This is a genomic window from Dactylosporangium sp. NPDC000555, assembly GCF_040300025.1.
Classification (GTDB): Bacteria; Actinomycetota; Actinomycetes; order Mycobacteriales; family Micromonosporaceae; genus Dactylosporangium.
In genome coordinates, this window is the sequence record NZ_JBEPDB010000108.1 from 1 (window position 1) to 25,029 (window position 25,029).

Here is a 25,029-nt window from a genome sequence, read left to right on the forward strand (position 1 = left end):
GAAGGCCCGGACCGGCCAGGCCCGCGCCACGGCCCTGCGCCGCGCCCTGGCCGCGCTCGGCCCGTCCTGAGCAGCCCCGGACGAGGCCGAACGACGGTGGACGCGGCGCGCGGCGACCTTGCCCTGCCGGCCGCACCACGGCACATCTGCGCCATCGACACCGGCGGTCTCGTCATCCTCGCCGCCGACCTCACCCACGAGACCCTCGTCGCCCACCCCATGACAACGGCGCACCTGGCCGTCCAACTGGCCAGGATTCGCGACGCATGGCTGGAACGAGTCCCGGAATCGTCAGTCCGCGAGGCCGTCGACGACCTTCGGACGCGTTCCGGCAACCTTCACCCTGCGGGTGCCTCTCGTCTGGATGGACAAGACCCTCAGCTGGGGCCGCCACCTCGGCATCAAGCGCTTATAACTTCCCGCGCGGGGCAGGTCGCACATCAACCGGTGAACGGCCGAGCCCAGCACGGACCCGGCCGCAAAGGTGACTCTCTTGAAGGGTAGGCCTTGGCCGTGCGGGCTTTTTGGGATGCGCTGGCAGCCAGCATTGACCGTTTGACGTTGGCCGGGTGGATTCAGATCGTCTCGGCGATAGGTGCGGTCGCCGCGGCGATTGCCGGCGCCTCGGCCGCTCGCTCGGGACGCGGTGCGGCCCGAACCGCTGCCAAGCAGCTACCGGAGTTGCAGAAACAGGTCGAGATCAACGCGGCTCAGGCGAAAGCCGGCGACGAGCAGGTCGTCCTCGCTCAAGAAGTGCTGAAAACCGCCACGGCGGCGGTCCGGGAAGCGGCACGCGCCAGGACGGACGAGCGGGCTCCCCTCGTCGTCGCGCTGCTGGAGGTGCCGAAATGGCCCCCGCTGATCGATGCGACGCGTGATCGGATGCCCTATGGGAACGAACTGCGACTGCTTGACCATCGTTCCGTGGCGCAGGCCGAAGCGGCGTCGCCAGCGCGGCTCTTCGCGCGAAATGGAGAGCGTCACGGGCTCATGTGGTTTCAGACCCGGGGTGTACTGATCAACGAAGGCACGACCACCGCACGGGTGCGACTCGATGAGGAGGCCCAGTTCGTGGACGCGACCACCGCGAGGAGAGAGCGCCTCTTGCGACCGGGAGAGGTAGCCCTGTTCGAATGGGGCGCGGGTCACACCATCGCGGAGTGGGCGGACGCTCGCGAGAAACCCGACCCGCCCAACCCGCTTGGCGCCTGCTTCTTGACGATCACCGTATTCGACTCGTTCGAGCACGGCATCTTCGACCACATTTACGTCGTCATGAGCGGCCGGCCGATCGTCTCGGTGGACGACTCTTTCGACGAAGTGAGGCTCGCTTCCCGGGAGTCCGACGCGGAAATGGGAGTCACGGTCTTCCCCACCCGGCGCACGTACCGCTCCGACGGTCCACGAAGAGACCCTCTCCCATGGGACGGCACGTACGCGGCATGGTGGAAGGAAAAGGGACGGAACGCCACAAAGCCTGTGTAAATGCGTTCCCGGCGCGGCCGCGGTCAAGCACGCGGCAGCGCACCGATAACGGCTCCGACGACGGCGTGGGCGGCGGCGCCGCGGCTCGGGCGCCTGGACGGCCTGGTCGACCGGCGAAGGCGCTGGCCGACCGGCGGACCCTGGACAGCCCGGCGACCACGGCACGACGACCGCCCCCGACCGCGAGCCCCTCAAACGCTATTTGGCCAACTCACTCCCGCAGAACCTCGACGGACGGCACGAACGCAGGATTCGCCGCAACACTCAAGGCCCTACCGTCGACGCATGACCAGCCATTCAGTACCGCGCGCCGTCTGGCTCGCCGCGGCCTGCGCCGCCACGATCGTGTTAGCGGGCTGCACGCCCACCTCCACCAACGCGACAACCGGCACGTCCGTTCCAGCGGCCACACCGGCCCCGTCCGACTCGACCGACGCCGGCATCGGCGGAAACGGCAGCATCGGCGGAAACGGCGGCGGCGGAAACGGCAACGCCGCCAGCGGAAACGGCAACGGCGGCAACGGCAACGCCGCCAGCGGAAACGGACATGCTACCCAGTCCAGCGCAACGACGACGTCGTCCTCGACCGGGCCACGAATCGCCAAGTTCCAGGTCCGCACCAAGCCGTCCTGCCCGGTGGTCGCCACCTCGGACGCGCCGTACAGCAGCCCCGGCAAGGATGTCACCATCGAATGGTCGGTGACCGGTGCGAGTAAGGTGACCGTGTCGGTCGACGGCCCCGGCATCTACGGCACGTACGACGCGAACGGCGAGCTCACGCTGGCATTCCCATGCGACAAGTCGATGAAGACGACCACCCACACGTACCTGCTCACCGTGGTCGGCTACCCCGACCTCACCAAAAAGCTCACCGTCTCCGCACAATCCAACTCCTGATCGTCAGCTCCTCCTCGCCGCGCGGGGAAGGGTCGGATCCGCCGTCCACTCCGCGGGCCGTGGAGAAGGTTCTCCGCGGTCGTCCCGAAGCGGAACCTGCCCGACCGGGTGCCGTTCACCCTCATCGCCCGCGTCACCGTGCCCGGCAAGGGCGGCGGCTCCCGTGCCGTTCCGCGCGACGACCCCGCCCTGGTCGCGCGCTGACCGCCGGGGGTAGCCGGGCGCCGTCGCGGCGAGGACGTGGCTGCCTGGGCATGGGCGTGGAAAATAGTTTGCGCAGACGTGCGATCAGCGTGATATTCGTCGCCATGGAAGATTCGGCATGGAAGCTGTTCGATCGCGTCGCCGCCGACTACGACCAGGTAGCGCCATTCTTTGCCGAGTACGGCGCAGCCATCATGGACGTTCTCGACCCTCCGGCTGGTTGCCGATTCCTTGATCTGGGTGCTGGACGTGGTGCGCTAACCGCGCCAGCCCTTGAGCGAGGCTGTGTCGTGACAGCCGTCGACGCGGCACCGGCGATGATCGAGCGGCTCGCCGCGGACTATCCCGCAGCAGTCACACACGTCATGAACGCTCAAGCCCTGAGCCTTCCTTCGGACCGCTTCGACCTCGTCGCGTCCGCGTTCGTCATCCACATCCTCGACGATCCGGCGGCTGGAGTTGCCGAAGCGTATCGCGTCTTGGCACCTGGCGGGCGGTTCGCGTTCACTGGTGGCAGCGCCCGTCAGGGCAACAACCACCGCCCCGGTAAGAACCCGACCATCCAGACGCCTTCACTCGGCGGCCGCCTCGACGCACTGTTCGAGGAGTTCGCCGCCTACCTGCACCCGAACGGAAGCATGGGTCACATGGTCGACGCCGCCGACTTGCTGGAGGAGGCGGGCTTCGTGGACCTCCACAACGACCGCGCCGAGGTCGCCGTCGCGTTCCCGGACAACGCGATGCTATGGCGATGGGCGATGAGCCACGGTTACCGAGCATTCATCGAGGATCTGCCGGACGACCGCCGCCGCGAATTCCACCACCGTGTAATGGAGCTTCCCGCCGACGACCACGTCCTGCGGCGAACGACAGGCATCTGGTCCGGCCGCAAACCCGGGTGAGTGCCGCGAGAGGCTCACGTCAGCCGGCCACCCCGCGCATACCTCCCTCATCCCCGGCATCGGTGACAGCGGCACAGTCGACTCGGCGCGCGTGAACCGCCTCACCCCGGAGAACTGAGATCGGTGAGGCGGCAGAGGCCAATGTTCCGCCGCGTGGATCAGGTCACGGCGAGTTGGGTACGGACCAGTTCGCTGAAGGCTCCGGGCCGGGCGAGGAGCTCGTCGGGGCGGCCGGTCTCGACGACACGGCCGTGGTCGAGCATGACGATCCGGTCGGCGGTGCGGATGGTGGAGAGCCGGTGGGCGATGACGAGCGTGGTGCGTTCGGCGCTGGTCGCGCGGATCGCGGTCGTGAGCTCGTGTTCGCTTTGGGCGTCGAGGTTGGAGACGGCCTCGTCGAGGACGAGGATCGGGGCGTCGGTGAGCAGCGCGCGGGCGATGGCGAGGCGTTGCCGCTGCCCTCCGGAGAGCAGGTTGCCGAGTTCCCCGGCGACGGTGTGGTAGCCGCCGGGCAGGTCCTGGATGAAGCCGTGGGCGTGGGCGAGCCGGGCGGCTTCCTCGATCTCCGCCTGGGTGGCCTCGGGGCGGCCGAGGCGGAGGTTGTCGGCGATGGAGATGTTGAACAGGTGGACGTCCTGGGGGACGTAGGCGATGAGCCGGCGCAGGTCCTCGCTGGTGATGGTTCGCAGGTCGTGGCCGCCGATGGTGATGGCGCCGGCGCCGACATCCCAGAGCCGTAGGAGCAGGTGGGCGCAGGTGGACTTGCCTGCTCCGGAGTGCCCGACGAGTGCGACGGTCTCGCCGGGCTCGATGGTGAAACTGATGTCCTGGACCGCCTGAGGGAGCGCGGGGGCGTAACGGAAGCTGACCCGGTCGAAACCGACCCGGGTGTCGATGTGCTCGACGCGGGCGGGGTGGTCGGGTTCGGGGACGGCTTGGTCCACCGCGAGGAGATCGAGGACGCGGGCCGACGCGGCCGAGACGATGCTGAGGTCGCGGGCGACGTCGACGACGGCGGTCACCGGCGCCAGGGAGAACGCGGCGAGGACGACCGCGGCGGGCAGCAGGTCCGCGGGGAGCCGGCCGGACGCGGTGAGTGCGCTGCCGACGAGGAGGGCGACGAGCACGCCGAGGGTGACGAGGGCGTCGGTGACGGCGAGTTCGACACCGGCGCGCCGGCTGTGCCGGGTCCGTGCGGCGTCAAGCGCGCGGCCACGCTGCCGCAGCCGTTCCGCCTGAGCCTCGGCGGCGCCGAAGGCGAGGATCTCGCGCAGGCCCTGGAGTGCGTCGACGGCTTCGGCGTTCAGCGCGCCGGCCTCGGCTCGGACCGTGTCGCCGTGGGATTGCGCCCGTCGGCGCAGCCAGATCGGGATGCTGGCGAGAGCCAGCAGTACGGGCAGCAGCGCCAGGGACAGGGCGGGGTCGACGAAGGCCAGGGCGATCAGGGCCGCGGCGGGTACGACAGCGGCGGAGACGAGCGGGCTGAGCGTGTGCGCGAAGAAGGTTTCCAGCAGTTCGACGTCGCTGATCGCGGTGGAGCCGAGTTCGCCGGAGCGGCGGGCGAGCAGCTCGCCGGGTGACATCCGGGCAAATGCGTCGTACACCCGGCCGCGCAGGTCGACCAGGACACGGAACGCCACCACGTGGGCGAGTTGGGTCTCCAGCCAAGGCGCGACGACCAGCGGGATGACGAGCGCGAGCAGGACCGCGAAGCCGCTGCGCAGGTCGGCCGGGCCGGCGCCGGTCAGCGCGCGGCCGACGAGGATCGCGCCGAGAACCGCACTGGCGATGGTGAAGAGGTGCGTGGCGATGCCGCTGAGCATGGCCAGGGCGAGGATCCGCCGGTGGCCGCGCAGCAGCCGTAGCAGCGGCAGGAGCCGGGTCGTGTGGCCGGCCGGCGCGGTGGTCGGGGTGTGGCTCATGCGATGGACTCCTGGGTGGCGACCAGCCGGGCGAAGGTGCCGGACCTGGCCATGAGCTCGTCGTGGCTGCCGATCTCGGTGATCGACCCTTGGTCGAGGACCACGATGCGGTCCGCGGCGCGGACGGTGGACAGCCGGTGGGCGATGGTCAGCGTGGTCCGCCCCGCGGCGGCCCGGCGCAGTGCTTCGGCGATCGTCCGTTCATTGGCCCCGTCGACGCTGGAGGTCGCCTCGTCGAGAATGAGGACGGGAGCGTCGGCCAGTAGCGCGCGGGCGATGGAGAGCCGCTGGCGTTCGCCGCCAGACAGTTTCATGCCACGCTCGCCCACGACGGTGCTGAGCCCGTCGGGCAGCGCGGCCACGAACGCGCGGGCATTGGCCGCGTCAAGGGCCTGCCACACCTCGTCGTCGGTGGCGTCCGGACGGGCCAGGATGAGGTTGTCGCGTACGGGGCGGTGGAAGAGGTACGTGTCCTGCGACACCACCGCGATGCGGTGCCGCAGTTCGTCCAGGGGCCAGTCGGTGACGGGTATGCCCCCGAGGCCCACCGAGCCCTGTTGGGGGTCGAACCAGCGCAGCAGCAGGCCGATCAGGGTGGTCTTGCCCGCGCCGGAGCGGCCGACCACGGCCACGTGCTCGCCGGGGGCGATGTCCAGGGTCAGGTCGCGGACCGCCGGTTCGGTACGGCCGGGGTAGGTGAAGCGGACCTGTTCGAAGGTGACCGCCGGCGGGGTTCGGGGCAGACCGGCGGGCGTCCGCGCGGTGGCGGGGCTCTTGACCGGCGGGTCCGCGTCGAGGATCTCGAAGATGCCGGCCGCGGCGGACAGCGCCGGGGCGCCGGCGTGGAAGGCGTTCTGCAGGTCGCGCAGGGGACGGACGCACTCCCGGGTGAGCAGCAGGATCATCAGCAGGGCGAGCGCTCCGATGGCCGCCTCGGCGTGCCGGACGGCGCCCAGGCCGGCGGCGAACGCGGTGCCGAAGCCGACGGCGAGCCCGACCACGCCGACGTAGAGGACCGTCACGGCGCACAGCCGGATGGAGGCGCGGCAGAAGTCCTGGGCCCGCGCGGTGAGTTCCAGGCCGCGCCGCTGAGCCGCGCCGAACACCTTCAGCGTGGCCATGCCCTGGATGGCGTCGAGGTTCTCGGCGTAGAGGGCACGGTAGGCGGCCATCCACGGATCCATTCGGCTGGCCAAGACCCGCTGCGACAGCTGCGGTACCAGCGGCACGATCAGGCCGCAGGCCAGGACGACGCCGCCGACGACCGGGTCCAGGGCGAGCAGGAAGCCGGCGATCGCGGCCGCGCCGATGACGGCGGCGACCGCCTGGGGCAGGAACTTGCCCACGTACGCGTCCAGGGCCTCCACGCCGTCGACGAGGATGGACTGCATCGCGCCGGTGCGCCGCTGGCGTACATCGGCGGGGCCGAGGCGCTGCAGTTGCCGGTAGAGGTCGGCCCGGACCGACTCCTTCACCGTGGCGGCGGCGCTGCTCGCGGCCACCTCCCGCCGCCACAGCAGCCCCGCCCGGACCGCCTGGACGAGCACGAGTCCCAGCGCGCCCGGAATCGCCCCGGCGAGGTCGGCGCCGCCGATGACATCGTCCACGACCACCGCGAGGAGCAGGCCCTGGGCCGCGTAGGTGACGGTGATGGCGACCGACAGCGCGACCAGTTCGGCCATCCGCCTCCTGGCCCGCATCGCCCACGCCAGCAGGCGGACGTTCACGCTCGCCTGTGCCTCCTCCCTCCGGCTCATCGGACGGCGAGCAGGACGCGGTCGTCGAGGTTCTGCCAGATCGTGCCGATCTCCCGGAACCCGGCCTCGGTCAGGGCGGTGACGTGCGTGGCCAGCGAGGTCAGCCGGTCGCCGTCTCGGGTCCCGTACACCTGGTCGGCCAGCTCGCGCCGGGCCGTGCGTTCCCGGGCCGCCGAGGCGAGCAGGTCGTTGCCGCTGGCCTCGGCCCACCACCGCTCCCAGTCGGGCACGCCGGCAACGGTGAACGCCTCCCGCGCGGCGCGGTCGTTGGCCGCCTCGGCGAGCCGCTCGTGGGTGGCCTGCCCGGGGTCGTACGGCATGTTGTCGCCGTTGAGCAGGATCCCGCCGGGGCGAAGCAGTTGCGCCACCCGGCGGTAGACCGCGAACAGGACGCCCGGCTCCAGCCAGTGCAATGCGGTGGTCGATACGACGACGTCCACGCTGTCGACACCCAGGCTCTCGTGCCAGCGCGGATCGCGCAGGTCGGCGTCGACCCAACGCAGCCGGTCGGCGTAATCGGACAGGGCATGCCGGCCGAGCTCCATCAGCAGCGGGTCGGCGTCGACGGCGATGGCGGTGGCGGCGGGATGGGCGGCGAGGATGCGCTGTGACAGCGAGCCCGGCCCGCAGCCGAGGTCGAGGGCGGCGAAGCTGTCGCCGATCACCTCACCGATGGTGCGGGTCATCATCGCGAAGCGTTCCTCGCGGCGGGGCAGGTAGCCGGTCTGCTGGTCGTCCCAGGACGCCAGCAGCTTCTGCCACGGGTCGACGGCTGCGGTCATGTCGATGGTCCTTTCGGTAGGGATACGGGTCGGTTGACGGTGTCCATGCGGAAGAAGTCGCGGGCGGCGACGAGTTCCCGGCTGATCCGGTGCCGCGCGGTGGTCGCCATGGCACCGGGGCGCAGCTCGTCGACGATCCGGCCGCTGTGCATGACGGCGATGCGGTCGGCGACGTGCTCGACGACACCGAGGTCGTGGGAGATGACGACCATGGCCAGGCCGTCGTCGCGAAGGCTGCGCAGGAGGTTGATGACGTCGGCCCGGTGCACGCAGTCCAGGGCACTGACGGGTTCGTCGAGGATCAGCAGGTCCGGGTCGCCGGCCAGGGCACGGGCGATGACCGCGCGCTGGCGTTCCCCGCCGGACAGTTGCCACGGCCGGCGCCGGCCGTGGTCGGCGGTGAGACCGACCCGCCGCAACAGCGCCGTTCGCCGGGCCGGCAGGTCGCTGGCGCGGACACCGTGCAGGTGCAGCGCCTCGGCGAGCGCGCCGCCGATGCTCTGGCGCCGGTTCAGGGCTGCGGTGGGGTCCTGGAATACCAGGTGGACGCGCTGGTGCCGGTGGTCGACCGGTCGTCCGTCGAGTTCGACAGTCCCCCGCAGCCGTGGCTCCAGCCCGGCCAGGGACCTGGCCAGGGTCGACTTGCCGCAGCCGGAGTTGCCGACCAGGCCGACCACCTCGCCGCGGTACACGGTCAGGTCGGCCCCGGCCAGTGCCGGCACCGCCGGGCGACGAGCGTGGGCCGGATGGACGAGGCGCAGGTCCCGTGCCGTGAGCAGGACCGGGGCGTCCCCGGTGTCCCGGTCGGCCCGCGGCGGTGGAAGGTCGGCGGCGGCGATCAGCCGCCGGGTCACCGGGTGCCGCGGCGCGCGCAGCACCGCGTGCGTGTCGCCGGTCTCGACCACGCGGCCTTGGTCGAACACGGCGAGGGTGTCGGCCAGCCTCGCGGCAACACCCAGCTCGTGCGTGATGATCACGAGGCTGGTGTTGAGCCGGTTCCGGATCTCGCCGAACAGCTCGACGAGCGCGACGGCGGCGGTCGCGTCCAGGGAACTGGTCGGCTCGTCGGCGACGAGCAGTGGGGGCTCGCCGGCGAGCGCGGCCGCGAGCAGCACCCGCTGGCGCATCCCGCCGGACAGTGCGCCCGGGCGCTGGCGGGCGACGCGGGCCGGGTCGTCGATCCCGACGAGGGCGAGCAGTTCCAGTGCGCGGCGCTCGGCGGCGCGCCGACGAAGTCCGCGGTGCAACACGACGACGTCGGCGACCTGGGCGCCTACCCGGCGCAGCGGATGCAGCGCGCCGCCGACGTCCTGCGGGATGTAGGCGACGGTCCGGCCGCGCACCCGGCGCAGCGCCTGCTCGTCAAGCCCGACAAGCTCCCGTCCGGCGAGCCGGACCGAGCCGGTCACCCGCGCCGACACCTGCGCCGGGAACAGGTCAAGCATGGCGAGCGCGGTCATGGTCTTGCCGCTGCCGCTGGCGCCGACGATCGCGAGGGTTCCGCCCGCCGGTACGGACAGTGTCACGCCGTCGACCACGCGGGTGTATCCGTCGCCGTCGTACAGATCGACGGACAGCCCGGTCACCTGGAGCCGGGCCTCGGCCGGGACGTCGGCGACCGTCGGCCGGGTGGCGGGCCGCACCGCCCTTGCCGGGCGGGTCACGGCGCCGGCTCGGACGCCGTGCGTGAACCAGGTACCCAGCCGGTCGGCCAGCAGGTTGCACGCCACGGCGACGACGGCGACGGCGACCGCCGGCGCCAGGAACAGCCACGGCGCCGACGAGAGGTACGGGCGCGACTCGACCAGCATCGAGCCCCACTCCGGTGCGGGCGGGCGGGCACCGAGCCCCAGGAAGCTCAGGGTCGCGACCCCGACGATGACCTCCGCGGCGGTGATCCCGAGCAGGACCGTGACCGGGCCGCCCAGCGCCGGCAGCACGTGCCGGAGCAGGATCCGCGGCGGCCGCGCGCCCAGCAGCAGGAGCGCCTGGTTGCTCGGCGCGTCTCGCCGCAGCCGGGTCTCGGTGCGGATCACCCGCACGTACGGCGGCCACAGTGTGGCACCCAACGCGAGGGCCACCTGCCACGGGCCGCCGCCGAGCAGGCCGGCGAGGACGAGCCCGAGGAGCAGCGTCGGCACGCTGGTGACGACGTCCACCACGCGCAGCATGAACCGGTCGAACAGGCCGCCCCACCAGCCCGCCGCGACACCGAGCCCGCCGCCGAGAACCAGGCAGACCACGAGAACCACCCCGACCGCGATCAGCGATCCACGGGCCCCGGCGACCAGCCGTACCAATTCGTCACGCCCGAGGTGGTCGGTGCCCAGCCACGCGCCGGCGCCCGGCGCGAGCAACGCCCGGTTCAGGTCCGTCTGCCGCTCGCGGCCGGCCGTGAGGATCGGGCCGGCCGCTCCGGCCAGCACGAATGCGGCCAGGACAGCCGCGGGAAGCGACCACCAGACGGCGGTCAGGGCACGCCGGGCCGCCTCCCAGCCACGCCGGATCACGGTGTACTCCTGGCACGCTCATCGACGAGCGTGGCCAGGCTGAGGCTCACCCCGCGCACGACGATCACCACAACGCACAGCAGCAGGACGGTCGCGTTCAGCGGATACCAGTCCCGGTACCGCAGGGCCGCGATGAGGTAGGAGCCGAGCCCGGACCAGCCGAACACCTCCTCGACCACAAGGGTGCCGGTGCCCAGCGCGGCGAGGATGTTCCCCGCCACCACCAGCGAGGTGACCGTCGCGTTCGGCAGCGCCCAGCGCAGCAGGCAGGTGAGTCGTGAGTGCCCCTGGGCGCGGGCGGTGACCAGGTAGGGCTCGGCCAACACCTCCCGCAGGCGGGTGGAGAGCACCCGCCCGAGCGCCGCGCCGGCGGGCAGGCCGAGGACCAGAGCAGGCAGCGCCAGGGACCACGCACCAGCGTCGGTGCCCTGGGTCGGGAACCAGCCGAGTCGCAGCGAGAACTGGGCGACAAGCCCGAACGCCAGCGCGAACCCCGGAACCGACACCAGCAGCAGCGAGCCGCCGCGCAGCAGTGCCGGCACGAACCAGCCCCGCGCCGCCGCCTCGGCCAGGCCGACGAACAGGCCCACGACGATGGCGACCACACTGCCGGCCAGTGCCAGCGTGACGGTGGGCCCGATCCGCGACGCGATCTCACCGCTGACCGGCCGGCCGCTGCGGATTGAGTTGCCCAGATCACCACGGACGGCCCGGGTCAGCATGTCGGCGTACCGCTGCGGTGCCGGCAGATCCAGCCCGAGCCGATGCCGCTCGGCCTCGATCCGGGCCTGGGAAACCGCACCGCCCTGCTCCCGCACCACCGACGTCGCCGCGTCCCCGCGGGCGAGCAGCAGCAGGCCGAAGCTGACCAGCGAGATCGCCAGGACCAGCGCGGCCATCTCGGCCAGCCGTGCGGCGACGGCCGCTACCGGGCCGCCGCCCATGCGTCGGACCATCGCGGTTACCTGACCACGCCGACCTTGGTCAACGGCAGGTCGTACTCCGTGACCCCCAACTCGAACCCGCGGACCTTCGCGCCGACGGCCCACACCCGAGGCAGCTCGACCACCGGCGCCACCGCCCAACTGTCGTTGAGCGCGGCCCACACCTTGGCGTAGGCGGCGGCCCTGGCTTCGTCGGTCGTACCGGCAAGCGCCTCATCGATCAGGCCGTCGATCGCCGGGGACGCGTAGAGGAATGCCGGCTCGGTGCTGCGGAAGTTCCCGTTCAGCATCGCGAACGGGTCGTACGGCGGCCCGTAGGTCCGGTAGAACAGCAGGTCGTACTGGCGCTTCGAGGCCGCCTCCGTGTACGCCGCCGTGTCCAACTGGTCGATCCGCACTTCGATGCCGACCTTGGCGAGGTCCGCCTGGATCGCCTCGCTGAGCGCCCGCGCCTGGGGCAACATGCCGGCATCCAGAATGAGCCGGAGTTTGCGCCCGCTCTTGCCCGCCTCGGCCAGCAGGTCCCGCGCCTTCCGCGCGTCCAGGTCCAGCGCACGCGGCTGCTGCGGAGCGTACGGGATGCTCGCCGGGAACACCTGCGTCGCCGGACGGGCGAGGTCGTGGAACAGCGTCCGCGCGTACGCCCGCCGGTCGAGGGCGTAGTTGACGGCCTGCCGTACCCGCGGATCGGCCAGTGCGCTGTCGCCGGTCGTGGTGTTGAACGCCAGCAGCAGGTTCGTCGACGACGGCTCGGTCAGCACCTTCGCCCGGCTCTGCCCACGCAGGTCCAGCGTCTCCTCCGGAGCGAGCGGCGCCATGTACTCACCACCGATGAGGTCGACCTCGCCGGCCTTCAGCGCCGCGAGCCGAGCCTGCGAGCTCGGCATGACCTTGAAGAGAACCTTGTCCAGGTTGGGCCGGCCGCCCCAGTAGGTGTCGTTGCGGACCAGCACGATCTCGGTCTCCGACGAGGACTCCAGACGGAAGGGCCCCGTGCCGATCGGCTTGACGAAGTTGCCCGCCGGGTCGAACGAGTTCGGGCTTCGGAATCGCACCGGGCGCATCAGCGTCAGTTCCTGTACCGCCGGGTAGTACGAGCTTTTCAGCCGTACGACCAGGGTCGCGTCGTCCGGGGCGTCGACCGCCGCGATGGTGCGGGAGATGCCGAGGAAGGGCGTGTCGCCGATCCAACGCTGCATGTCGGTCTTGGCTACCGGCGCGGTGAACGCCACGCCGTCAGAGAACGTCACGCCCTGACGAAGGTGGAAGGTCAGGGTGAGCCCATCCGAGCTGACCTCCCAGGTCTGCGCAAGCCCGGGCAGCAGCTTGCCCTGCGGGCCGTAGCGCACCAGCGGCTCGTAGATCTGATCCAGGACATTGAACGAGTGCGTCTTGTAGCTGAGGCTGTTCAGATCCGCCTCCGGCTGCCCCAGTGCCACCCGCAGCGTGCCACCGGCCGGGACCGCGGCGTCGTCACCCGCACCGGTCTCGCCGCCGCCCCCGCACCCCGTGACCAGCAGGGCCGTCACCGCGGACAGCACCGCCATCCGCCATCGCTTCGCGCTGTGAACGGACCCCATCATCGCCCTCACCTGCTGCCGGTCAGAGGTATTTGCAACCTTGTGGCAATTACGGGCCCGAAACTACTGACACTGCGACCACACGGACAACCATCCGGTGAACAAGATCACTTGGAAAGCGATCGACTGGGCACAGCGGCTGAACAGCACATAGCGAGGCCGGGACGGGACTGTTGACAGCTCACGACAGCGCCTTGCCGACGCAGCCCGCTCCCACGCCCAGATCGGCCAGGTCCGCCCCCGCACGCCCACGGCCCCCGCGGACGCCGCTCGTCCATCGACGTTTACCACTTCCGTGAAAAATCTCTATTCCGACTCCGCACGCAACCGCTCCAACTCGACGGCCACGCCTCCGGATCAAGCGCCCGCGCACACCATCACAACCGGGGTACGAGACGGTAAACAACCCCAGCTCAGCCCGGCGTGTCGACCCTTATCCCCAAAGGCAAGGTGCGAATGTTTACCGTGCCGATGGCCGAACATCGGCCCGAATCGTTCTGCGTGATGACCGCCGGGGTCAGGAATGCGGTTCAAGTCCGGCCGACTTCGCGCGTGTGGCGCAACGCGCGCCGGACGCACTCATGCGAAGTGATCGGCGCGCAGTAATTGTCGAAACCATTTCCGTGGCATGCCCGATGTGTTCCTGGCTGACCGTGCTGGACCGTTTTGGGACGGTCGCGCACTGGCGGATCTCCGGCCGGGGCGACGGCGGGAGGACGTCCACGAGATGCGGATCGCCAACGGCCGCCGCACCGTCGCTCCGGCCGTGGAGGGCCTGCCCAACCTGACCCTGCGGCTCGACGGGGTCAGCTTCCTCAGGGTGACCACGGTGAACACCAATGCCCGCATGGGCAGTGAATAGCACGGGTACCCATTTTCTACTTCAATGTTGCGCAGCACTGCCGCCTGGTAGATTCGGTATTGCCGCAGATCCACTGCTCGGATACCCTCGTGTTCGCAATTGCGATCTGCAAATACGTAAATTGCGGCAGGGGTTGTCCCGGAGCGCCGTTTCGACTATCGCTACCTGATCGTCGACGATTCGGAAGAAAGGCGTCCTACTCGTCGGGCGCACGGCGTGCGGTCTCTTTGTCGTAACCGGAGGTGTTTTCCTATGTCAGACGCTGCCGAACGGGCCGTGCTGCGGACCATCGAGGTCATGCGGGACCGTATGGGGGAACCTTTGACCGTGGACGACCTCGCCAGAGCCGCCATGTTCAGCAAGTTCCACTTCACGCGACTCTTCCAGCGCGTCACCGGTGTCTCGCCCGGGCGCTTCCTGTCGGCCCTGCGCCTGCAGAAGGCCAAGCACCTGCTCGTCTCCACCGGCATGAATGTCGCCGACATCAGCGTCGAGGTCGGCTACAACAGTGTCGGCACCTTCAGCAGCCGCTTCAGCCGTAGCGTGGGGATGTCCCCCACGACGTACCGGCGCCGGGCCGGCTACGCACCGGTGATTCCGGTCAACGCCGGGGCCGGGGCCCGGGCCGGGTCCCCGTCCAACGCGCGACTCTCCTTCGGGCTCCGCACTGCCGCGCCCCACGACGGCGCACTCATCTTCGCGGGTCTCTTCCCCGGGCCGATCCCCGAGGGCCCACCGGTCCGCTGCGCCGTGCTCCACCGTCCGGGCCGGGTCCGATTCGACTCGGTACCGCTCGGCACCTGGTACCTGCTCGCCCAGTCGGTCGCCCCGCACGCGACCCATCCCGCCGCCGACTGCGCATGCCCCGACCGGCCCGTGTCGGCGGCGAGTCACGGCCCGGTGCTCGTCCGAAGGAACTCCGTCATCGCCGCCGACCTGGTGCTGCGACCGATGCGCGCGCTGGACCCCCCGGTGCTGCTGGCACTGCTCGACGTCCGGACGTATGCGATGGCGCACCAGGCGGAGCAGCGCGACCGCCCGGCGTATCTGAACGAGGATGTGGCCGCCTGACGGTACGGACTCGGATGAGGCGCTCGCGGCCACCTGCCGGACAGCAATCTGGAGGATGCGCGCCGACGTCCACTCTCGACAGCATGAACCGTATCTGCGTACTCCACGACACAGCGTGATCACGCACGCGTCCCTCTTGGGGAGGTTCAGTGGCAATGGGTTTGCGGCAGCCGGCGAACGGCTTGCTCGGCACAGTCAACGGCGCGTACCACCGGGCGGCGCTCAACGGCTTCATGGTGATCGTGCTCGCGCACTGGGCGGAGCACCTCACACAGGCTTATCAGATTTGGGTTCTCGGCTGGCCCGTGCCGAAGTCCAAGGGGGTGCTCGGCGTCTTCTTCCCGTGGCTGGTCACCTCCGAGGTGCTGCACTACGGGTACGCCCTGATCATGCTGGCCGGGCTGTGGATACTGCGGGGCGGCTTCGTCGGCCGCTCGCGCACCTGGTGGATGATCGCCTTCGGTATCCAGTTCTGGCACCACATTGAGCACCTGCTCCTGCTGATCCAGGCGCAGAGCGGCCAGTTCCTGCTGGGCCGTCCGGTGCCGACCAGCATTCTCCAGCTGGTGCTGCCGCGGGTGGAGCTGCACCTGTTCTACAACACGGTGGTCTTCCTGCCGATGGTGGTGGCGATGTACTTGCACCTGCGGCCGAACTCCGCCGAGCAGCGGGCGATGACGTGCAGCTGCCGGCCGCGCGAGCTGGCCTCCGCGGGCGCATGATCACACCCGATCCGCCGGTCGCCAGCCGTACCGTTTCCACCGGGGCCCGACCCCGGTGGAAACGGGCGGCGGCTGCCGTGGTGCTGCTGGTGGCGCTTGCTGTCGGGCTGCTGTCCTGGCTGGAGTCCCGGGCGTCCGTCCGCCTGGTCGGCGTGACACCGGCGGGCGCTGTGGTGCCGCCCGGCCCGACCGAGGTGGTGTTGACGTTCGACGGCCCGCCGAAGGTCGCCCAGATGCACGTCACCGTCCAGGGCCCGGGGGTGCCGTCGACCCTGCCCTCGCCGACGCTGCGCGGCGAGCGGGTCGTGCTGCCGGTGACGCTCGGCGCCGAGGGCGTCTACCACCTGGGCTACCACGTGGAACTGGTCGACGGCCGGCAGTACTCCGGAATCGAGGACTTCACCGTCTCCCGCACCGCCGCCCCGGCCGCCCCCGCCCCGGCGGAACCGCCGCCAGCCGCCGCGCACGCGCACGACAACCGCGATCCGAGCAGCGCGGTGCTGCTCGGCATCGACGCGGTACTGATCGGCGCCGTCCTGATGCTGCTGGTCGGCGGTCCCCGCCGCAGTTGGCCCGTTGGGGAAAGAGGCGAACAAAGACGTTGAGGTCCTTGCTGAACAACGCGACCCGAGCTATGTAGACAATTGCCAGTTGCTCGGAGAACTTTTCGCGCGCTGTATAGCCATATGCCGCCAACGCCGAGACCAGCGGGCAAAATTACAGTAAGTGAGGTCATTGCGTTAAGTAATTTTCGGGCACCCGAACTATCCGCTATCCGAGGCTTGACGGCACCCAGCAAGCATCCATGACATTTTTTGGGACTGCTGCCGCGACCCATGGTCCGACATTGATCAATGTGGCAAGCTGTGGGGCCTGTGGTCCTATGTCCTTGGGGGCGACGTGCGAATCTCTGTGCTCAGTCGACGTAGCGGGGTGCCGGTACCAACCATCAAGTACTACCTGCGGGAGAACCTGCTCCCGGCGGGCAAGGCGACCGCGCGTAACCAGGCCAGATACGACGAGGAGCACCTGCTGCGCCTGCGACTGATCCGGACCCTCACCGGCATCGGGCGACTCGATCTGTCCTCGGTGCGCGATCTGCTCGCCGCGATCGACGACGATGACGTGGACATGGCCGAGCTGTACCAGACCGTCAACCGCCGGGTGTACCCCGAGAAGGCGCAGATCGACGAACCGGACAGCCTTGAGCAGGCGCGATGCGACGCGAGCCGGTTCGTGGCCGAGTTCGGGTGGTGCGATGACCCGCTGCCCGCGAGCCACCCCTTGGTCCACTCCTTGGCCGCGCTGCGCGCGCTCGGCTGTGACGCCAACGCCAGCTTCCTGGAGCCGATGGCCGAGGCCGCCGAGCGGCTCGCCGTCCACGAGTTGGAGATCCAGCTGCCGGCCGGAGTGACCAACCCCAAGGCGGTCGCCGTCGTGCGGACCGTGCTGTTCGAGGTGGCCTTCGCGGCGGCCCGGCGCATGGCGCGCGAGCGCCAGGTCCTGCTCCAGTTCGGGACGACGGGACCCTGAGCCGCCTGAACCTTCTTGGCCCAGGCGCACCGTACCCGATTCGATTTCGGCGGTGCCCTGCGCCTTCATCATTGCGCTCCCGTCACGTCCCCGGTGGAGCAACGTTTCACCATTTCGCGAGCTGGCCGCTGAACATTTCTCCGTGGTGTACGAATGTGGCGGAGGCTGATTCCATCGAATGTGGAATGGCCGTTACGAGGTGCTGTTTCCGCATCTGGATGAGCGGCAGCGTCGGCTTTTGATCAGGGCCCCCGGCGTTGTTTCGGATCGAGGTCCGCTTTGAGGATCGGACAGAGGTAAGAGTTGCGGGACGAGCGCGACCGGCGTTGCGGGAGGCCGAGTTCGCTGGTGGAGCGGTTACGGCGGCGGATGCCGGACCCTCGCCGGCTTCGGGGGTGCGGCATCCGCTGCCGGTGATCCCGGTGCTGACCGCGTGCGCGACGTTGGTGGCGGGCAACGGCTGCGTGACGGCGATCCGGCGGTGGCCGGCACGGACCCGCGGTCCCGGCGCCCGCCGTAACCTGCTGACCGGCCGGCACCGGGTACCCAACGAGCGGACCTTTCGGCGGTCCTGGCCGCCGTGGACGGTGACGCCCTCGGCGCGGCGACTGCGGCTACGCCGCCGACGATACGCGCGGAGGCCCCGGTCCCGCAGATCGCCGCCGATGCCGGTGCCGGTGTCCAGCGGCCCCGGCCCGAGCGGTCCGGTGACTACGCGCTGGCTGTGAGCGCACCCGCCCTGCGCCGATCGGCCATCGACCGCAGCCACCAGTAAGCACCGCGCAGCAGGCAGACGATCGTGACCGCGAAGAACAGCGTGTAGACCACGTTGAACAACATCAGTACGCCGTACACGATCCCGACGCTGGCACCGAACATGAACTGGTTCTTGAACGATGCCGGCGTCGTGCCCGGGTCGGTGACCATGTAGTTGGTGAAGAGGACGAAAGCGACACCGGTCATGATGCTGAGCGCGCCCCAGAGCGCCACATCCCAGATCGCCCAGCGCAGCACCGCCTGGATGACGAAGGCGCCCATCCAGCCCATGATGAGGCCCACCTTCTTGGTGAGCACCGCGTTGAGCACCGTACCGGCCGTCACGATGATGATCGGGACCATCACGCGTATCGCGTCGGGTACGTTCTCCGTGAACTGGTAGGGCGGCGCGACGTTCACCCACGAGAACGCGAGCAGCGTAATGGTGATGCCGAAGTTCGACGGGTTCATGAAGTGGCGCATGCGGCCCTTGATGGGCGCCTGCAGGAGGTACTTCTGGCCGATCGAGACGACCACCGCGAAGGCGATCGGCCAGAACACTGTGTTGGCGTACAGCAACATGTTCGCCGCGAGCGCCGTGATGTGGGTGGGCAGCAGGAAGGTGTAGACGCCCCAGGAGCCGTTGCCCGAGTAGGCGGGCCGGCGCCGTTGCGCCCAGGCGGCGACGGCCTCGAACAGAAACTCGGCCGTGTATCCGGTGAGCACCGCCAGGAAGGGCCACGCCCACGGCTGCTCGAAGCCGAGCACGGTGTAGCCGAGGATGTTGAAGATCGACATGGAGATCGCGAAGTTGCGCAACGCCTTGTAGCGCGGGTCGGTCTTGTCGACCCGGGGCGGGCGCTCCGCCGTCGTCTTGCGCTCCCACGTCACCGTCGGAACACTCAGGGTGGTCGCAGGGGCGGACGTCGTCTTTCCAGACGTACTGAGGGTCATCGCGCCCCCACCTCCTTGGCCTCGTTCGTGAGCATGATGTCGTGCCAACCAGCCGTCAGGTCCAGGTTCTGCGCATGCGGCGCACCGTCGAGATCACGCCAGAACAGCTGCGCCGCGACCGGCTTGCTGGTCGTCGCGCCCAGCCCGAAGAACACGTCGAAGCTTCGCTTGCCGGAATGCCCACCACCGCCGTCCACCTGCGCCACGTGCTTCTTGCCGTCCGCGGTGGTGACCAGAACCATGGCACCGTACGCGGGTGTACGCGGCGAATCCTCTGTGGCGGACGTCCCGGCCAAGGTCGGCCGGTAGAGCCGCAGACCAAGGAAGTCGCCATTACCGATGGAAGCCGTGTTGCGGTAGTACGACGGGGCACCCCACTGGCGCGCAACGACGAAGTCCTGACGGCCGTTGCCTTCGGCGTCCGCGACCGCGATGCCCCGGCTGGGCGTCGTGTCGGTGAGGCCGAGATCGGCGCTGAGGTTCACGAAACGGTCGACGCCCGGTTCCTTGACCCAGAATCCGATGGGCTGCGACCCGGCGATATCGTCGCCCGGCTCCGCCTTCGGCCACATCTGCGGCTGGCGCAGCATGAGGTCGTTGGCGGCCGCCAGTTCCTGCAGCCAGTTGAACCGGTTGATCGTCCCCTTGACGAAGCCTGCCGCCTGGACGACCGTCAGCTGGCCGCTGTTGTCGAAGTCGGCCATCTTGGCGTCCCAGCCCCAGCCGATCCAGGCCATGTTCATCGCCGCGGCCTCGTTACGGAAGGGAGCCTCGCCCGCGACCATCTTCGCCCGCGCGTCGGCCCCGCTGGTCGAGGTGTTGCGCCAGACCATGTTGCTTTCCTCAAGACCCCAGCTCGTCGTGATGTTGCTGACGAACATGTCGTACTTGCCCGTCGACATCAGGTCGCCGAAGTCGATGCTCATGCCCTTGAACGAGTCGTGGCCGAGCACCAGCGACTTCGGGTCGAACGGCCCGCGCTTGCCCTCGTCCAGGGCGAACTTGATGTGGCCGGGAGTGGAGATGTTGTGGAAGAACCTGTCGTTGCCGAAGTCGTTGGCGACATAGAGCTCCGGCAGCAGGTCGCCGTCGATGTCCGCGGAGGATGCGCCGAGCGTCCACCCCGTCGCGTACTGGTAGGGAATGGCGTCGCGCTGCTCCTCGAAGGTGACCGAGGTGGCCGTCGCCGACGTCCAGCGCAGGACGTGTGCGCCGCCGGCGTTCACCGCGTGCGACATCGAGTCGTTCATCTGCACGTTCGGCTGGCCCTGCGGGTCGAGGATCGCGCTGTCCGGGAAGTAGTTGAAGACCGCGACGTCGGGCTTGCCATCACCGTCGAAGTCCGCGACCGCCACCGCGTTGGTGTTCCACAGTGGACCGTGGTAGCGCCCATCCGGCGTCTGCGCCTGCGGGATCAGCTCGGTCGGCGTGAAGGTCGCCGCCGACAGGGGGCCCGGACTGCCGTTGTTGAGGAACAACACCGGCGTACGCCCCCAGTAGTAGACCAGCAGATCCATCTTGCCGTCGAGGTTGAAGTCCCCCGGTACGCAGCCCATCGGCGCCATCGTGTCGCTGTACGGAAGCGGCGCGGGAGCGAGCACGAACGGTGCGTACGTGGCTGTCCCCGGGACCGGCGTGACGATGACCGAGTCGCTTCTGGTGTCCACAATGCACAGATCATCGGCGACGCCCTTGCCGTCGAGATCGTTGATCGCTACCGCCGCGCCCACCGAGGAGATCCACGAGCGGATGTGCTCGTACGCCGGGTTGACCTGCCGGACGGCGCGCTGCGGCAGGTTCGGCGGCAAGGCGATGGGCACGCTCGTGAACTGGAACTGCGACGCGAGCGTTGCCCGTGCCGCCGCGGACAGCTCCGGTAGCTGCGCCACGGTGAACAACGTGGCAACCACGGCCAGGACGACCGCGGCTGGTGCGAGTCGGCGGAGTACGCCTGGTTTCGATGTCATAGGTTCCCCTCGATCGAGGCACGTCCCATCGTCCGGCGCCCCAGACGCGGCACCGGAACATGGGAATGCGATTGGCCGTCGGCCTATAAGCACATGACTGTGCCGACTGCTATACGGTGCCGTCTATCTCGACTTCCGATATCGTGGCGGCAGCCGACGGCCAGTGTCTTCTCGATTCGTGCGAAGACCTGTGCCAACCCCGAGGCCGGTCGGGCCCTACCGCAACCGGCACCGTCTACATTAGACACTCAAGCGGCGGAGGCCGTACGTTCAGCCGAGCTCGGCCCGGACCGCGCGGAGCACCGCGTCGTAGTCAGGGTGTGCACCGATCTCGGGGACGTACTCGACATGCCTGATGGTGTTGTCGGCGGCCACGACGAAGACCGCGCGGGCGAGCAGGCGCAGGTCCTTGACGGCCACGCCGTACGCATGGCCGAAGGCGAGGTCACGGTGGTCCGACGCGGTGCGGACGTTCCTGACGTCCGCGGCCGACACCCAGCGCTGCTGCGCGAACGGAAGGTCGACCGACACGGTGAGCACGCTGAGGCCCTCCAGCCGGGCGGCCTCCTCGTCGAACCGGCGGGTCTCAAGGTCGCACACCTCGGTGTCCAGCGACGGCACGCTGGACAGCAGCCGGACGCGCCCGGGCAGGTCGCCGATGGTCACCGGTGTCATGTCCGGGGCGAGGACTGTGAACGGCGGGGCGGTGTCCCCGGCGCGCAGCTCGGGACCAATCAGGGTCACCTTCCGACCGCGCAAGGTGACAGCCGCGGAGCGTTCGACGGTTGCGGTCATCGGAGCATCCTTCCTCGTCAGCCAACGACCACCCCATCGTGGGCGCGCCGAAGCCGCTGAAGCATCTTCCTGCGTGCCCGCCAGAAGCGGCTCAGCAGCGCCCGGCGCGGGCGGCGCGGGCGGCGAGGTATCGCTGCTCGGGTATGCAGAGCGTGAGCCGCGCGGCCTGCTCGTAGTGGTCACGCGCGGCGGCCTGGTCACCGGCGAGATCGAGCAGATGGGCACGGACGGCGTGCACCCGGTAGTGCCCGGCGAGCCCGGAACCCGACTCGAGCGCGGCGAGGCGGTCGAGGCCGGCCTGCGGGCCTTCCACCATGGCGAGGGCGACGACCCGGTTGAGCGTGACCATCGGTCCGGGAGCGACCGTCTCCATGAGGCCGTAGAGCGCGAGAATCTGCCGCCAGTCGGTCTCCTCGGCCCGCGGCGCCTCGTCGTGCAGTGCCGCGATGGCGGCCTGGATCTGATACGGCCCGATGGGCGAGCCGGCGAGCGTCTCGGTGATGATGTCCACGCCCTCGGCGATGGCCGCCCTGTTCCAGCGCGTGCGGTCCTGCTCGGCGAGGGCGATCAGCGCGCCGTCCGGGCCGGTGCGGGCCAGCCGTCGAGCGTCGGTGAGCAGCATCAGGGCCAGCAGCCCGGCCACCTCGCCGTCCTGTGGAAACTGGGCGCGCAGCTGCCGGGCCAGCCGGATCGCCTCGGTGGTGAGCTCGACCCGGTTGAGCTGCGGGCCGGAGCTGGCCGTGTAGCCCTCGTTGAAGATCAGATACAGCACCTCCAGCACCGTGGCCACCCGTTCGCGGTGCTCATGCGGCGGAGGCATGTGGAACTCGGCGCCCACGGCCCGCAGGCGCTGCTTGGCCCGGCTGATCCGCTGGGCGATGGTGGCCTCGGGCACCAGGAACCCGCGGGCGATCTCGGCGGTGCTCAGCCCGCCAACCGCACGCAGGGTCAGCGCCACCTGCGAGAGGCGGGAAAGCGACGGGTGGCAGCACAGCAGGAACAGCGTCAGCGTGTCGTCGGCCCCGGGAACCGGTCCGTCCGGCAGTACTTCCATCAGGGCCGCGGCCTGCTCGCGGCGCCGGCGTGCCTCGTCGTTGCGCCACAGTTCCGTCCACCGCCGGGAGGCGACCGTGGTCAGCCATCCCTTCGGGTTGTTCGGCACGCCGTCGGACGGCCACTGGAGGGCCGCCGCCAGCAACGCCTCCTGCACGGCGTCCTCGCAGGCAACGAGGTCACCGCGCCGCCGGGCGAGAGCAAAGACGACCTGCTGCGCGTGCTCGCGCAGCAGGTCCTCTATGTGCGAAGTCGCGCTCACAAATCCGTTCCGCTGTTGCCGAGCACAGGACGCACCTCGACCAGACCGTACCGCGCCTCGGGGATGCGTGCGGCGTACTCGATCGCCGTCTCGACGCTGTCGACGTCGACCATGTAGAAGCCCGCGAGGTGCTCCTTGACCTCGGGGAACGGCCCGTCGGTCGTGGTGGCGCGGCCGTCGCTGACCAGGATGCGCTTGGCCTGGGCCGGATCGGCCAGCGCCTCCGCCACGACCATCTCGCCCGACTCGACGAGGTCGTTGTGCAGATCGGCGTGGACCTGGTAACCCTTTGCCCGCTCGGCGTCGGTGAAGCTCTCCCAAGCGTCCCGGGCCTGCTTGTTGTGGCTGATGAGGATCATGTACTTCACGGTTTCCTCCGTGGTCTCAAAGGATACTCCCACAGATGTGTCGAAGCCGGCCGTTCTGTTTCGACATACCTGTGGAAGGCATGCGAAAAGCAATCCTCAGGAGATGCACATGTGGTGCATATCGGGACACGGGCGCCTCGGGCAGCTTCCGGGACGCCATTGTCAATCCCCTTCCCGTTGTTTCACACCCTCGGTGCTGTTGACGACATCCCATGCGCTACATGAGAGGAGAAACTCATGGACCCGGTGAGCTCGCGGGCGGAGGCCGCGGCCAGCCAGCCACCCGCGGCGGATCCGCGCCGGTGGCGGGCCTTGGCAGTACTGGGCTTGATCCAGTTCATGTTCGTCGTCGATGCGACGATCGTGAACATCGCGTTGCCGCGCATCCAACATGACCTCGAGTTCTCGGCGTCGGGCCTGGCCTGGGTCGTCAACGCCTACGTGGTCATCGCGGCCGGGCTGCTGCTGCTGGGCGGCCGGCTGGCCGACATCTTCGGCCGGCGCCGGGTCTTCATGATCGCCGCGATCATCTTCGGCATCGCCTCGGTCACCTCGGGTAGCGCCGTCTCGCCGGAGATGCTCGTGGCGAGCCGGTTCGTGCAGGGCTTCGGCGAGGCGCTCGGCGTGCCCGCGGCGCTCGGCCTGGTGTTCATCATGTTCACCGAGCCGGGCGAGCGGATGAAGGCGATCGGCATCTGGGGTGGCCTGTCCGGGCTGGCCGGCACGCTGGGCGTCGTGCTCTCCGGTGTGCTGACCGATCTCGCCTCGTGGCGCTGGTTGTTCTACATCAACGTGCCGATCGTGCTGTTCGCGCTCGCGATCGTGCCGCGGCTGGTCTCGGAGAGCCGGATGGAGCGCGAGGGGCACCGGTTCGACTTCGCCGGCGCTGCCACCGCCGCCGGCGGCCTGGTGGCCGTCGTGTACGGCCTGCTGCAGGCGGTCGCCCACCCGTGGAACTCGGCCCAGGTGCTGGCGCCTCTGCTCGGCGGCGTGCTCCTGCTGGCGGTGATGGTCCTGATCGAGTCCCGCTCGGCGGCGCCGCTGATCCCGTTGCGGTTCTTCGCCGACCGCACCCGCGCGGTCAGCTACGTCGCCATCCTCTTCCTCGGCTGCGCCTTCTTCACATACGTCTACATCATCACCCTGTTCCAGCAGCAGGTGCTGCACTTCTCCCCGATGCGCGGAGGCCTCTCCAACCTCCCGCTGGGCCTGGCCATCGGGGTCGGCGTCGGTATGGCGGCCGGCTTCGTGCCCAAGCTCGGCGCGAAGCCGGTGATGACGGTCGGCCTGCTGGGCGCGGCCGTCGGCCTGGCGCTCACCAGCGGCTTGCACGTCACCACTTCCTACGCCAGCGGCATCCTGCCGGGCATGCTGCTGTTCGGCCTGTTCTACGGGATCGTGACCGCGGTCGCGGCGAACACCGCGCTCAACAATGTGACCAGCCAGGACTCCAGCCTCGCCTCGGCGGTGCTCAACGTCATGCTGCAAATCGGCGGCGCGATCGGCCTCGCGATGTCGGCGACCATCGCACTGCGCTTCGCCACCGGCGAGATCGGCGACGGCGTGGCTGACAATGTGGCAACCGCCAACGGCTACGCGCTGGCCCTGCGGGTCACCGCGGCGCTGCTCGTGGCCGGCGGCATCGCGGTGCTGTTCCTGCTGCGGAACATCCGGCCCGCCGCGGGACAGCCGGCCGCCGACCC

At 69.7% G+C, this 25,029-nt stretch carries 22 protein-coding genes; 9 read left to right on the forward strand and 13 right to left on the reverse strand.

Annotated elements, in window-relative coordinates; genetic code table 11:
- A partial coding sequence (locus ABT297_RS38415; protein WP_350557544.1) for a hypothetical protein occupies nucleotides 1-198 on the reverse strand: 198 nt, incomplete at its 3' end.
- Between the two features lie 309 nt (nucleotides 199-507).
- On the opposite strand from ABT297_RS38415, the gene ABT297_RS38420 reads away from it, so the two are divergent.
- The gene (locus tag ABT297_RS38420) at nucleotides 508-1,485 is read left to right on the forward strand and encodes a hypothetical protein (RefSeq protein WP_350557546.1); all 978 of its coding nucleotides are present in this window, start codon (nucleotides 508-510) and stop codon (nucleotides 1,483-1,485) included.
- Nucleotides 1,486-1,757: 272 nt separating this feature from the next.
- Here the strand turns inward: ABT297_RS38420 and ABT297_RS38425 are convergent, their stop codons facing one another.
- The gene (locus tag ABT297_RS38425) at nucleotides 1,758-2,162 is read right to left on the reverse strand and encodes a hypothetical protein (RefSeq protein WP_350557548.1); all 405 of its coding nucleotides are present in this window, start codon (nucleotides 2,160-2,162) and stop codon (nucleotides 1,758-1,760) included.
- Between the two features lie 22 nt (nucleotides 2,163-2,184).
- Between ABT297_RS38425 and ABT297_RS38430 the strand changes: the two genes are divergently transcribed.
- On the forward strand, nucleotides 2,185-2,382 hold the full coding sequence (locus ABT297_RS38430) for a hypothetical protein (protein WP_350557550.1): 198 nt from the start codon (nucleotides 2,185-2,187) through the stop codon (nucleotides 2,380-2,382).
- Between the two features lie 308 nt (nucleotides 2,383-2,690).
- On the forward strand, nucleotides 2,691-3,488 hold the full coding sequence (locus ABT297_RS38435) for a class I SAM-dependent methyltransferase (protein ID WP_350557552.1): 798 nt from the start codon (nucleotides 2,691-2,693) through the stop codon (nucleotides 3,486-3,488).
- A 158-nt stretch (nucleotides 3,489-3,646) separates the two neighbouring features.
- Here the strand turns inward: ABT297_RS38435 and ABT297_RS38440 are convergent, their stop codons facing one another.
- Genes ABT297_RS38440 through ABT297_RS38465 form a run of 6 tightly spaced genes read right to left on the reverse strand, consistent with a single transcriptional unit; the run spans nucleotide 3,647 to nucleotide 12,986 of the window.
- A complete protein-coding gene (locus tag ABT297_RS38440) occupies nucleotides 3,647-5,410 on the reverse strand; it encodes an ABC transporter ATP-binding protein (RefSeq protein WP_350557554.1) in 1,764 nt (587 codons plus the stop codon).
- Nucleotides 5,407-7,137 carry an ABC transporter ATP-binding protein gene (locus ABT297_RS38445; RefSeq protein ID WP_350557556.1) on the reverse strand — a complete coding sequence of 577 codons (1,731 nt, stop codon included), beginning with the start codon at nucleotides 7,135-7,137 and terminating at the stop codon, nucleotides 5,407-5,409. Before ABT297_RS38445 ends, ABT297_RS38440 begins: the two co-directional genes overlap by 4 nt.
- 26 nt (nucleotides 7,138-7,163) lie before the next feature.
- Entirely contained in the window at nucleotides 7,164-7,949 is a 786-nt protein-coding gene (locus ABT297_RS38450; RefSeq protein ID WP_350557558.1) for a class I SAM-dependent methyltransferase, read from the reverse strand.
- Nucleotides 7,946-10,459: an ATP-binding cassette domain-containing protein gene (locus tag ABT297_RS38455; RefSeq protein ID WP_350557560.1), complete on the reverse strand. Its 2,514-nt coding sequence runs from the start codon at nucleotides 10,457-10,459 to the stop codon at nucleotides 7,946-7,948. The genes ABT297_RS38450 and ABT297_RS38455 overlap by 4 nt, the downstream gene beginning before the upstream one ends.
- Nucleotides 10,456-11,415 (reverse strand): ABC transporter permease, encoded by a 960-nt coding sequence (locus ABT297_RS38460; protein ID WP_350557562.1) that lies wholly within the window; start codon nucleotides 11,413-11,415, stop codon nucleotides 10,456-10,458. Before ABT297_RS38460 ends, ABT297_RS38455 begins: the two co-directional genes overlap by 4 nt.
- 5 nt (nucleotides 11,416-11,420) lie before the next feature.
- Nucleotides 11,421-12,986 (reverse strand): ABC transporter substrate-binding protein, encoded by a 1,566-nt coding sequence (locus ABT297_RS38465; RefSeq protein ID WP_350557564.1) that lies wholly within the window; start codon nucleotides 12,984-12,986, stop codon nucleotides 11,421-11,423.
- Nucleotides 12,987-13,611: 625 nt separating this feature from the next.
- Here ABT297_RS38465 and ABT297_RS38470 point away from each other — a divergent pair.
- From ABT297_RS38470 to ABT297_RS38490, 5 genes are all read left to right on the forward strand, one after another.
- Nucleotides 13,612-13,845, forward strand: coding sequence for a hypothetical protein (locus ABT297_RS38470; protein ID WP_350557566.1), 234 nt, complete (start codon nucleotides 13,612-13,614; stop codon nucleotides 13,843-13,845).
- Between the two features lie 252 nt (nucleotides 13,846-14,097).
- On the forward strand, nucleotides 14,098-14,916 hold the full coding sequence (locus tag ABT297_RS38475; protein ID WP_350557568.1) for a helix-turn-helix domain-containing protein: 819 nt from the start codon (nucleotides 14,098-14,100) through the stop codon (nucleotides 14,914-14,916).
- A gap of 155 nt (nucleotides 14,917-15,071) precedes the next feature.
- Entirely contained in the window at nucleotides 15,072-15,638 is a 567-nt protein-coding gene (locus ABT297_RS38480) for a hypothetical protein (protein ID WP_350557570.1), read from the forward strand.
- An 89-nt stretch (nucleotides 15,639-15,727) separates the two neighbouring features.
- Entirely contained in the window at nucleotides 15,728-16,243 is a 516-nt protein-coding gene (locus ABT297_RS38485; RefSeq protein WP_350557572.1) for a copper resistance protein CopC, read from the forward strand.
- 307 nt (nucleotides 16,244-16,550) lie between these two features.
- A complete protein-coding gene (locus tag ABT297_RS38490) occupies nucleotides 16,551-17,171 on the forward strand; it encodes a MerR family transcriptional regulator (protein ID WP_350557574.1) in 621 nt (206 codons plus the stop codon).
- A gap of 711 nt (nucleotides 17,172-17,882) precedes the next feature.
- Here the strand turns inward: ABT297_RS38490 and ABT297_RS38495 are convergent.
- From ABT297_RS38495 to ABT297_RS38515, 5 genes are all read right to left on the reverse strand, one after another.
- Nucleotides 17,883-18,881 (reverse strand): enediyne biosynthesis protein, encoded by a 999-nt coding sequence (locus ABT297_RS38495; protein ID WP_350557576.1) that lies wholly within the window; start codon nucleotides 18,879-18,881, stop codon nucleotides 17,883-17,885.
- Nucleotides 18,878-20,848 carry a CRTAC1 family protein gene (locus tag ABT297_RS38500; RefSeq protein WP_350557584.1) on the reverse strand — a complete coding sequence of 657 codons (1,971 nt, stop codon included), beginning with the start codon at nucleotides 20,846-20,848 and terminating at the stop codon, nucleotides 18,878-18,880. The genes ABT297_RS38495 and ABT297_RS38500 overlap by 4 nt, the downstream gene beginning before the upstream one ends.
- Nucleotides 20,849-21,118: 270 nt before the next feature.
- Nucleotides 21,119-21,643: a thiol peroxidase gene (gene tpx / locus ABT297_RS38505; protein WP_350557578.1), complete on the reverse strand. Its 525-nt coding sequence runs from the start codon at nucleotides 21,641-21,643 to the stop codon at nucleotides 21,119-21,121.
- Between the two features lie 91 nt (nucleotides 21,644-21,734).
- A complete protein-coding gene (locus ABT297_RS38510; RefSeq protein WP_350557580.1) occupies nucleotides 21,735-22,958 on the reverse strand; it encodes an RNA polymerase sigma factor in 1,224 nt (407 codons plus the stop codon).
- Entirely contained in the window at nucleotides 22,955-23,317 is a 363-nt protein-coding gene (locus tag ABT297_RS38515; protein ID WP_350557586.1) for a YciI family protein, read from the reverse strand. Before ABT297_RS38515 ends, ABT297_RS38510 begins: the two co-directional genes overlap by 4 nt.
- 246 nt (nucleotides 23,318-23,563) lie before the next feature.
- Between ABT297_RS38515 and ABT297_RS38520 the strand changes: the two genes are divergently transcribed.
- Nucleotides 23,564-25,029: MFS transporter (locus ABT297_RS38520; RefSeq protein WP_350557582.1), on the forward strand; the 1,466-nt coding region annotated here is incomplete at its 3' end.

Excerpts from the sequence above, each read along its gene's own strand:
- ABT297_RS38435 (WP_350557552.1), top strand. The coding sequence starts at position 2,691 with ATGGAAGATTCGGCATGGAAGCTGTTCGATCGCGTCGCCGCCGACTAC.
- ABT297_RS38440 (WP_350557554.1), bottom strand. The coding sequence starts at position 5,410 with ATGAGCCACACCCCGACCACCGCGCCGGCCGGCCACACGACCCGGCTC.
- ABT297_RS38450 (WP_350557558.1), bottom strand. The coding sequence starts at position 7,949 with ATGACCGCAGCCGTCGACCCGTGGCAGAAGCTGCTGGCGTCCTGGGAC.
- ABT297_RS38460 (WP_350557562.1), bottom strand. The coding sequence starts at position 11,415 with ATGGTCCGACGCATGGGCGGCGGCCCGGTAGCGGCCGTCGCCGCACGG.
- ABT297_RS38465 (WP_350557564.1), bottom strand. The coding sequence starts at position 12,986 with ATGATGGGGTCCGTTCACAGCGCGAAGCGATGGCGGATGGCGGTGCTG.
- ABT297_RS38470 (WP_350557566.1), top strand. The coding sequence starts at position 13,612 with ATGCCCGATGTGTTCCTGGCTGACCGTGCTGGACCGTTTTGGGACGGT.
- ABT297_RS38475 (WP_350557568.1), top strand. The coding sequence starts at position 14,098 with ATGTCAGACGCTGCCGAACGGGCCGTGCTGCGGACCATCGAGGTCATG.
- ABT297_RS38480 (WP_350557570.1), top strand. The coding sequence starts at position 15,072 with ATGGGTTTGCGGCAGCCGGCGAACGGCTTGCTCGGCACAGTCAACGGC.
- ABT297_RS38495 (WP_350557576.1), bottom strand. The coding sequence starts at position 18,881 with ATGACCCTCAGTACGTCTGGAAAGACGACGTCCGCCCCTGCGACCACC.
- ABT297_RS38500 (WP_350557584.1), bottom strand. The coding sequence starts at position 20,848 with ATGACATCGAAACCAGGCGTACTCCGCCGACTCGCACCAGCCGCGGTC.
- tpx (WP_350557578.1), bottom strand. The coding sequence starts at position 21,643 with ATGACCGCAACCGTCGAACGCTCCGCGGCTGTCACCTTGCGCGGTCGG.
- ABT297_RS38515 (WP_350557586.1), bottom strand. The coding sequence starts at position 23,317 with ATGATCCTCATCAGCCACAACAAGCAGGCCCGGGACGCTTGGGAGAGC.